Source organism: Nocardioides sp. (assembly GCF_025965415.1).
GTDB lineage: Bacteria > Actinomycetota > Actinomycetes > Propionibacteriales > Nocardioidaceae > Nocardioides.
The window spans coordinates 20,215-28,546 of sequence record NZ_JAOPWY010000144.1 but is presented as its reverse complement, the minus strand read 5'-3'; the positions used below and the strand labels follow the sequence as shown (position 1 = coordinate 28,546).

At 72.5% G+C, this 8,332-nt stretch carries 8 protein-coding genes; 2 read left to right on the top strand and 6 right to left on the bottom strand.

Annotated elements, in window-relative coordinates:
* The coding region (locus JWN97_RS15205) for a sulfotransferase family protein (protein ID WP_297624318.1) at positions 1 to 895 on the bottom strand (895 nt) is incomplete at its 3' end.
* Positions 896 to 972: 77 nt separating this feature from the next.
* Between JWN97_RS15205 and JWN97_RS15200 the strand changes: the two genes are divergently transcribed.
* A complete protein-coding gene (locus JWN97_RS15200; protein WP_297624314.1) occupies positions 973 to 3,717 on the top strand; it encodes a stealth conserved region 3 domain-containing protein in 2,745 nt (914 codons plus the stop codon).
* A 276-nt stretch (positions 3,718 to 3,993) separates the two neighbouring features.
* On the opposite strand, the gene JWN97_RS15195 is transcribed toward JWN97_RS15200, so the two are convergent.
* Positions 3,994 to 5,076: a DNA polymerase domain-containing protein gene (locus JWN97_RS15195; protein ID WP_297624311.1), complete on the bottom strand. Its 1,083-nt coding sequence runs from the start codon at positions 5,074 to 5,076 to the stop codon at positions 3,994 to 3,996.
* Positions 5,077 to 5,306: 230 nt separating this feature from the next.
* On the opposite strand from JWN97_RS15195, the gene msrB reads away from it, so the two are divergent.
* Entirely contained in the window at positions 5,307 to 5,705 is a 399-nt protein-coding gene (gene msrB, locus JWN97_RS15190) for a peptide-methionine (R)-S-oxide reductase MsrB (protein WP_297624308.1), read from the top strand.
* 3 nt (positions 5,706 to 5,708) lie between these two features.
* Here the strand turns inward: msrB and JWN97_RS15185 are convergent, their stop codons facing one another.
* The 4 genes from JWN97_RS15185 to hemQ all read right to left on the bottom strand — a co-directional run bounded on the left by JWN97_RS15185 (position 5,709) and on the right by hemQ (position 8,330).
* The gene (locus JWN97_RS15185) at positions 5,709 to 6,569 is read right to left on the bottom strand and encodes a hypothetical protein (RefSeq protein ID WP_297624305.1); all 861 of its coding nucleotides are present in this window, start codon (positions 6,567 to 6,569) and stop codon (positions 5,709 to 5,711) included.
* Between the two features lie 38 nt (positions 6,570 to 6,607).
* On the bottom strand, positions 6,608 to 7,012 hold the full coding sequence (locus JWN97_RS15180; protein WP_297624302.1) for a rhodanese-like domain-containing protein: 405 nt from the start codon (positions 7,010 to 7,012) through the stop codon (positions 6,608 to 6,610).
* Positions 7,006 to 7,524 (bottom strand): cysteine dioxygenase family protein, encoded by a 519-nt coding sequence (locus JWN97_RS15175; RefSeq protein ID WP_297624299.1) that lies wholly within the window; start codon positions 7,522 to 7,524, stop codon positions 7,006 to 7,008. Before JWN97_RS15175 ends, JWN97_RS15180 begins: the two co-directional genes overlap by 7 nt.
* 95 nt (positions 7,525 to 7,619) lie before the next feature.
* Positions 7,620 to 8,330, bottom strand: coding sequence for a hydrogen peroxide-dependent heme synthase (gene hemQ, locus JWN97_RS15170; protein ID WP_297624296.1), 711 nt, complete (start codon positions 8,328 to 8,330; stop codon positions 7,620 to 7,622).
* Positions 8,331 to 8,332 lie beyond the last annotated feature (2 nt).

Here is an 8,332-nt window from a genome sequence, read left to right as displayed (position 1 = left end):
TGAGGGCGACCGCGTCGGCGTAGCGCGCGGTGTAGTCGTCGTGGATCTCGTCCAGGCGCGCCTCGGTGCCGGCGTCGTGCGGATCGGCGGCCAGCGTCCCGAGCAGGTTCCAGACCTCCTCGGCGACCTCCCGCAGCCAGTCCGGCGTACGCACGTCGTCCCAGGTCACCGTCGACTTGCGCATCGACGGCTCGATGAAGTCGTCGACGTCGTGGTGCTCGCTCGACGACAGGTCGGTGTTGAAGGAGAGGTCCAGCTGCTGCTGCACGGGGGCCAGCGCGGCGCGCCAGTCGGCCAGCAGGTCGGTGTAGCGCACGAAGGCGCGCTTGCCGCCGCGACCGGCCTGCTCCGTGAGCAGAGCCGCGTGCACCCAGCCCGCGACGTTGGAGGTCTCCTTGGTGAGCCGGAGGTCGTCGGACTGGCTGGAGAGATAGGCGATGTCGCGCGAGCCGACCACCTCGGCCGGGTGGCGCAGCGCGGTCAGCCAGCGCAGGTCGGCGCCGAGCTCCTCGCTGACGTCCTCCCACACCCGGGCGAACCAGAAGGCGTGCGGGTCCTTGACGACGATCTGCTCGGCCTCGAGCTGGCCGGACAACCAGTCACGCAGCTCGGCGCTCGGCGCGCCGGAGGCGATGTGGGCCGCGACGAGGTCGACGGCCGCGGGACGGCTGTCGATGTTGAAGAGCGCGAGCTCCTTGAGGTGGCGCTTGTGGAAGTCGATGACCCACTGCGGCTCGTAGAACCCGCGCGGGTTGGTCTCCGAGGCCGGCACCTCGGGCTGCGGCACGTGGAGGCCGAGCCGCTTCAGCGCACCGGCCAGCGAGCTGGTGCCGCTCCGGCCGGAACCGGACACCAGGACCAGCGGGGGGCCCGGCTGGGAGGGGGACGTCGGCATGCGGGTCACCCTATCGGCCGGCCGGCCACCTCTAGGATCGTGGCGACCGGCACCGCAGAGAGAAGGATCGAGGACACGTGGCTCTGACCGACAAGGTGCGTGGCGCGCTGCGCCGCACCCGCCGCGAGGGCCCGCTCGACATCGTCTTCGTCCTCTTCAACGCCGACGGCATGGGCGGCACGGCCCGCTCGGGGATCGAGCAGGCCAACGCGCTCGTCGGGCTCGGCGAGGGCCACCGGGTCCGCATCCTCAGCGTCACCCGCAGCGGCGACCACACCCACTACCCGCTGGCCGACGGCGTCGAGGTCACCTACCTCGTCGACGTACGTGGTGCGCAACCCGCCGCGGTCACCGGCCACCACCCGGCCGAGCTCGCGGCGCGCGAGTCCGTGCTGGTCCCCCGCAGCTGGGACGCGCTCTTCAACGGGCTCACCGACGCCACGATGCGTGAGGCGCTCGGCAGCCTCAACGCCGACGTCGTGGTCACCACCACGCCCGAGCTGCTCGCCGTCGTCGCCCAGCTCGCCCCCGCCGACGTGGCGCTCGTCCACCAGGAGCACCGCGCGTCCTCGGCCCGGGTCAACGACCTCGGGGCACTCCTGGAGTTCGCCCCGCGCGCCGACATCGTCGTCTCCCTGACGGAGTCGATGTCGCGCTGGCTGGCCGGGCGCCTCGGCGGCGCCGCTCCCGAGCTGCTGGTGATCCCCAACCCACTGCCCGCCGCGCCGCAGGCCCGCTCCCCGCTCGACCAGAAGACCTTCGTCACCGCAGGGCGGCTGGCTCCGGAGAAGCAGTTCGAGCACATCGTCGACGCCTTCTGGCGCATCCATGAGCAGGTCCCCGGCTGGACGCTGCGCATCTGGGGCGACGGGCCGCGCGCCGAAAACCTCGCCGCCCAGGTCCGCAAGCTCGGGCTCGAGGACCGCGTCGAGCTCCCCGGCAGCACTGCCGACATCTCCTCCGAGTGGGCGCGGACCAGCGTCGCGGTGCTCGCCTCCCGTGGCGAGGGCTATCCGCTCGTGCTCCAGGAGGCGATGTCCGCGGGCGTCCCGCCGGTGTCGTACGACTGCCCCTCCGGCCCGCGCGAGATCATCACCCACGACGTCGACGGGCTCCTCGTGCCGCCGGCCTCCAAGGCCGCGCTCGCAGCCGCGATGCTGCGCGTCGCCACCGACGACGAGCTGCGTGCGCGCCTCGGTGCCGCCGCCTTGGCCCGCTCCGAGCGCTGGGACGGCCAGGCCCTCGCGGGGGAGTGGGTCGAGACCTTCCGCACCGCGATCACCCGCCACGCCGACCCGCTCGCGCCCCGTCGGGTGCTGCACGGCCTGCGCCCGGGACCGCTGGGCGACCTCCCCGAGACCCACGGTGCCGCCGGCGTCACCCCCGCGCAGGCGCGTACGACGGCACTGCAGGCCCTGACCTCCGCGGCTGCGGCGACCGGGGACGGGTGGTTCGTGATGCCCGCCCGCGGGCTGGACCCGCACCCGATCGTCGTCGTCCCCTCCTCGCGGCGCGAGGCCTTCCTGGCCGCGCTGGCCGCCGGGTCCGTGCCCGACTGGCTCTCGGTGCGCGACCCCGCCGAGCGCGGCTGGCACGAGCGACGCGGCACGGTCGCCGCGATGACCGACGACCTGACGCGGACGCGTACGGCGTCGCTCTTCCTCGAGCCGTGGCCGATGCGCGGCGGCCACGACGGCGTGCTCGGCGAGGGCGTCGAGGTCGGCGTGCAGTTCTGGGAGGAAGCACCCGACGGCGACCTGCTGGCACCCGGTCTCAACCGCTTCGGCGACCGGGTCCCGGCCGGCACCCCCCGCACCACGATCGAGGTCGACGGCGTCGAGGTGCCGACGCTCGAGGTGACGGCGCTGCCGACCGTAGACGACGTGCGCTTCGACGTCGACGTCGTCTACACGTGGGTCGACGGCGACGACGAGGACTGGCTCGCCGCCCGCGACGCCAGGATCACCGGGCTCGGCGGCACCCCGAGCGCGCGGGCCGGCGGCGCCTCCCGATACCGCAGCCGCGATGAGCTCCGCTACTCGATGCGCAGCCTGCACCTCTTCGCGCCGTGGGTGCGCCGCATCCACCTCGTCACCGCCGGTCAGGTGCCGTCGTGGCTGGACACCTCCCACCCCGCGATCGCGGTGGTCGACCACCGCGACATCCTGCCGGCGTCGGCGCTGCCGACCTTCAGCTCGCACGCGATCGAGACCCGGCTGCACGCGGTGCCCGACCTCGCCGACCACTTCGTCTACGTCAACGACGACGTCTTCCTCGGCCGGCCGCGGCGCCCCGAGCACTTCTTCACCCCGGGCGGGCAGTACGCCGCCTTCGTCGCCGACCACCGCGCCGTGGGCCTGCCCGGCACCGACGACCGGCCCTACCTCTCGGCCGCGCAGAACAACCGACGCGTGCTCGCCGACGCGTTCGGGGTGACGGTGACCAACACGATGATGCACAGCCCCCACCCCCAGCGCCGTACGACCCTGGAGGAGATCGCGGCGCGCTTCCCCGACGAGGTCGCCCGCACCACCGAGGCTCCGTTCCGCTCGGAGACCGACCTGTCGCTGCTGTCGTCCTTCGCACAGAACTACGGCCTGATCACGGGCCAGGCCTTCCGGGCGGGCGCGCACCACGGCTACGTCGACCTCGGCCACCAACAGCTGCCGGCGCAGCTCAAGGCGATGCTCAGGCGCGACCGCGACTTCTTCTGCGTCGCCGACAACCTGGTCGCGGCCTTCGACGAGGAGCGGTCCGAGGCGCTGCTGCACGACTTCCTGGAGCAGTACTTCCCGATCCCGGCTCCCTGGGAGCTCGGCTGAGCGGTGCGTGAGGCCGGTTCTGGGCGCTCGGGACCTGCTCTGCTCACCGCTCGATCCTCGGGCGGTGGTGGAGCCACATTCCCGCGCCGTCGAAGGTGGCTCGACCACCGCTCACCGGCGTGGCGTCGGACGACGCGCTCGGAGCGGTGCGTGAGCCACATTCCCGCGGGCACCGAAGGTGGCTGGACCACCGCTCACCGGCGTGCCGTCGTACGACGCGCTCGCAGCGGTGCGTCAGCCACCTTTCGCGGGCACCGAAGGTGGCTGGACCACCGCTCAGTCGGGGATCCGGTTGCCCTCGGCGTCCCAGTGCGACTCGACCTTCTTCGAGGGCTGCACACGCGGCGGCTCGCCCGGCATCTTCGGGTGGTCGGGCGGGTAGTTGAGCTCGACGGGGTGCGCCTCCCACAGGTCGAGCAGCGGCTGGAGCGAGTGGTGGACGTCGTCGATCGCGGCCCACGGGTCCCCGTCGGAGGCCAGTCGCTCGGGCACCGTGAAGAGGTTGAAGGCCTGGGGCGAGTCGAGCCCGGCCAGCTCGTCCCACGTCATCGGCGTCGAGACGGGAGCACCGGCGATCGGGCGCAACGAGTAGGCGGAGGCGATCGTGCGGTCGCGGGTGTTCTGGTTGAAGTCGACGAAGATCCGCTCCCCGCGCTCCTCCTTCCACCACGCGGTCGTCACGCCGTCGTCGCGCTTCTCCAGCTCGCGGCCGAACGCGATGGCCGCGTGGCGTACGTCGCTGAACTCCCACCGCGGCTCGATCCGGACGTAGATGTGGATGCCCCGGTTGCCCGAGGTCTTCGCGAAGCCGGTCATGCCGAGGTCGCCGAGCAGCTCGCGGGCGACCCCGGCCACGCGTACGGCGTCGGCGAAGGTCGTGCCCGGCTGCGGGTCGAGGTCGATCCGCAGCTCGTCGGGGTGGTCGACGTCGTCGCGCCGGACCGGCCAGGGGTGGAACGTGAGCGTGCCCATGTGGGCGCACCACACCGGCACCGCGATCTCGGTCGGGCAGATCTCCTCGGCGGTGCGACCCGAGGGGAAGGTGATCTCCACGGCCTCGAGGTAGTCCGGAGCGCCCTTGGGGACCCGCTTCTGGTAGAACGCGTCGGCATTGCGGTCCTGCGGACCGGTGGCCAGCTTCATGCCTTCGCGCACGCCCGAGGTCCACCGCTCGAGTGCCGTCGGCCGGTCGCGCAGCGCCCGCATCAGCCCGTCCTCGACCGAGGCGAAGTACTCCGCCACCATCAGCTTGGTCACCTCGGCGGTCGAGTCGGTCGCCTCGTAGATGACCCGCTCGGGGGACGAGATCCTGACCTCGCGCTCCCCCGCCCGGACGTACGCCTCCGACGCCTTCGCCATGCCGGGAGACTACCGGGGCCCCAGCCGCCGACACGCACGACGAGCCCGCCGAAGCTCTCCCGGCGCAGCATCCCCGCGAAGGCCGCCGGCGCGTTGTCCAGCGTCTCGGGTGGCCGTCGAGAAGGTGCTGTCGTCGGGCTCGTGCGCGAGGCGGACCTGGGTGGTCTCCATGCCGTCCAGCGTGTCAGCCACCTCTCGGACGGCAGCCACCGCCCGACTACTCTGGGGCCATGCCCTACGACGTGGAGAAGACCGACGAGCAGTGGCGCCAGGAGCTCACCCCCGAGGAGTACGCCGTCCTGCGACAGGCCGGCACCGAGCGCGCCTTCACCGGCGAGTACACCGACACCGAGACCGAAGGCACCTACTCGTGCAAGGCCTGCGGGTCGGAGCTGTTCACCAGCGACACCAAGTTCCACTCCGGCTGCGGCTGGCCGAGCTTCTACCAGCCGATGACCGACACGGTGGAGTACATCGAGGACAACAGCGGCGGCATGAAGCGGGTGGAGGTGCGCTGCGCGACGTGCGGCTCGCACCTGGGCCACGTCTTCCCCGACGGCTTCGGCACGCCCACCGGCGACCGCTACTGCATCAACTCGATCAGCATCACGCTGAACGACAAGTCGTAGTCCTCACCCCTCGACCGGGTCCAGCGACGAGCTGACCCGCACCAGCCCCTCGCCGTACGTCGCGTCGACCCACCGCTGGATCGAGCCGTCGTCGAAGACGACCTCGGCGTCGAGGGAGTCGGGCGCGGACGACCCGCTGGTCAGCAGCTGCTCGCCGAGCGCGGTCTGGAGCTCCTGGTTGATCGTGTTGAGGTCGGCGTCGGTCTTCTCGACCGTCGTCACGCAGAGCGGCCCGCCCCAGGTCTGGCGCAGCTCGGCCTCGGCGGCCTCGGCGTCGCCCGTCACTGCGACACTGATCGTGCCGCGAGTGAGCCACGCCGTCGCGTACGTCGGCAGCGCCGAGGCGGCCGCGAGGGTGGCGTCCATGTCCTCCGGCGTCGCCCTCGCCGGATCGGTCGCGGCCGCGTCGTCGCAGGCCGGCTCCAGACCACCGGTCTCGGGCTCGGCCATCGGGTCGTAGAGCGCCGCCGGGACCGCGTCGGTGACGGTGAAGGTCGTGCCGTCGAAGGTGCCGGTGAGCGCGTACTGACCCCAGGTCACGCCGCCCGCCTCCTCCGCACCGACCTCACCCCAGTCGAAGCCCGCGACGGCGGGGCCTCCGCACTGGGGCGGGTAGGACTCGGCGACGGCGCCCAGGCACAGCTGCGGCCCGGTGCCGGGATCGAGCACGGTGACCAGGCCGCTGGTCTGCACCTCGCCGTCCGGCACCGGGGTGGGCGCGTCCGCCGACGGCGTGGTCGCCGACGGCTCGCCCGGTGCGGCGGGGTCGACGGCGCGCATCTCGCTCTCGGTGGAGCAGGCGGCGAGCGGCAGGGCCAGCAGCAGGGCGGCGACGACGGGTCGGAGGGTCGGTCGGAGGATCATGGTGATGTGACGCTACTCCGCGAGGCTGAGTTCCCGGGTCAGGCGGAGGCCCTGCGCCAGGCGGTCGGGAGCTGCGCCTCGCGCCAGGCCTTGAAGCCGCCGACGACGTCCGTGGCGTCGAGCCCCAGGCTGCGCAGCGAGTCGGCGGCGAGGCTCGAGGTGTAGCCCTCCTGGCACAGCACCAGGATCCGGACGTCGTACGACGCCTCCGGCAGGCGGGCCTCGGACCGCGGGTCGAAGCGCCACTCGAGCACGTTGCGCTCCACGACCAGAGGACGCAGACCGTGGTGGACCTCGCCCTCGGCGGCGCGCTGGGCCGCCGGCCGGATGTCGACGAGGAGTGCCCCGTCCAGCGCCTCGCGGTAGGCCGTCTCGGCGTCGATGCGCGTCAGGCGGGAGCGGGCGTCGGCGAGCATCGCGTCGATGCCGTCGTGCGTCACCACGTCTCGCCCCGCTGCTCGACGCTCGTCACCTGGAGGCGGCCGCGCACGAGCTCGTAGCGCGTCATCGCGGCCAGCGACGGGGCGTAGGCGTGCAGCGACACGGCCACCTGGGTCCCGTGGTTGACGACGTCGTGGATGTGGCTGCCGTCGAACTCGCGCAACGACCCCGAGAGGGTGTTGGCGGTGGCCACGCCGGTCCAGACGTACTCGGTCAGGGACCCGGTGAGCACCACGAAGGCGCCGCTCGCCGAGCCGTGGTCGTGCCAGCCGGTGCTGGAGCCGACGGGCCAGGTGATGAGCCAGATGTCGGCGTCGGGGCCGCTCTCGAGCCGCACCCATGTGCGGTCGGGGGCGGTGAGGTCGACGCCCTGCAGCGGGTCGCGCCTGCTCAGGAACTGGGCGAGGGCGGCCCGCGCGGTCTGCGAGGTGCCCCGGCGCGGGCGGCGCAGGGCGGGCACGGCGGCGGGCGAGGCGGAGGATGAGGCGGACGAAGCGGGGAAGGGGGCGGTCATGGCTACTCCTCAGAACAATGTTGAGTGACTTACTCTACATTGCCGAGGAGCGGATGCAGGACACGTTGCACGACGTGTCCCCCGCCTTCCCTGGCTCAGGGCAGGCGGGCGATCAGGTCCGCCGGCGAGACGCGGGCGCCGGTGTAGAACGGCACCTCCTCGCGCACGTGGCGGCGAGCCGTGGAGGCCCGCAGGTCGCGCATCAGGTCGACGATCCGGTGCAGCTCGTCGGCCTCGAAGGCGAGCAGCCACTCGTAGTCGCCGAGAGCGAACGACGCGACCGTGTTGGCGCGCACGTCGCCGTAGCCGCGGGCCATCTTGCCGTGCTCGGCGAGCATCGCGCGGCGCTCGGAGTCCTCGAGCAGGTACCACTCGTAGGACCGCACGAACGGGTAGACGCACACGTGGGCGCGCGCCTCCTCGTCGGCGAGGAAGGCGGGGATGTGCGACTTGTTGAACTCCGCGGGCCGGTGCAGCGCCATCTGCGACCAGACCGGCTCGAGGCGCCGGCCGAACGACGTACGGCGGAAGGCGTTGTAGGCCGCCTGGAGCTGCTCGGAGTCGGCGGCGTGCCACCAGACCATCAGGTCGGCGTCGGCGCGAAGCCCGCTGACGTCGTAGAGCCCGCGGACCTTGACGTCCTGCTCCTCGAGCACCTCGAAGAGCGCCTCGACGTCGGTGGCCTCCGCACCCCGGTCCGCGTCGCCGAGGACGTCGCGGAGCTTGAACACCGACCACATGGTGTAGCGGATGGTGTCGTTGAGCTCCTTGGTCCGCGCGGCGTTGGTCTTCGAGTCGGTGTCCATGG

Coding starts and splice junctions, on each gene's coding strand:
- JWN97_RS15195 (WP_297624311.1), bottom strand. CDS start 5,076: ATGGCGAAGGCGTCGGAGGCGTACGTCCGGGCGGGGGAGCGCGAGGTC.
- JWN97_RS15185 (WP_297624305.1), bottom strand. CDS start 6,569: ATGATCCTCCGACCGACCCTCCGACCCGTCGTCGCCGCCCTGCTGCTG.
- hemQ (WP_297624296.1), bottom strand. CDS start 8,330: ATGGACACCGACTCGAAGACCAACGCCGCGCGGACCAAGGAGCTCAAC.
- msrB (WP_297624308.1), top strand. CDS start 5,307: ATGCCCTACGACGTGGAGAAGACCGACGAGCAGTGGCGCCAGGAGCTC.
- JWN97_RS15175 (WP_297624299.1), bottom strand. CDS start 7,524: ATGACCGCCCCCTTCCCCGCTTCGTCCGCCTCATCCTCCGCCTCGCCC.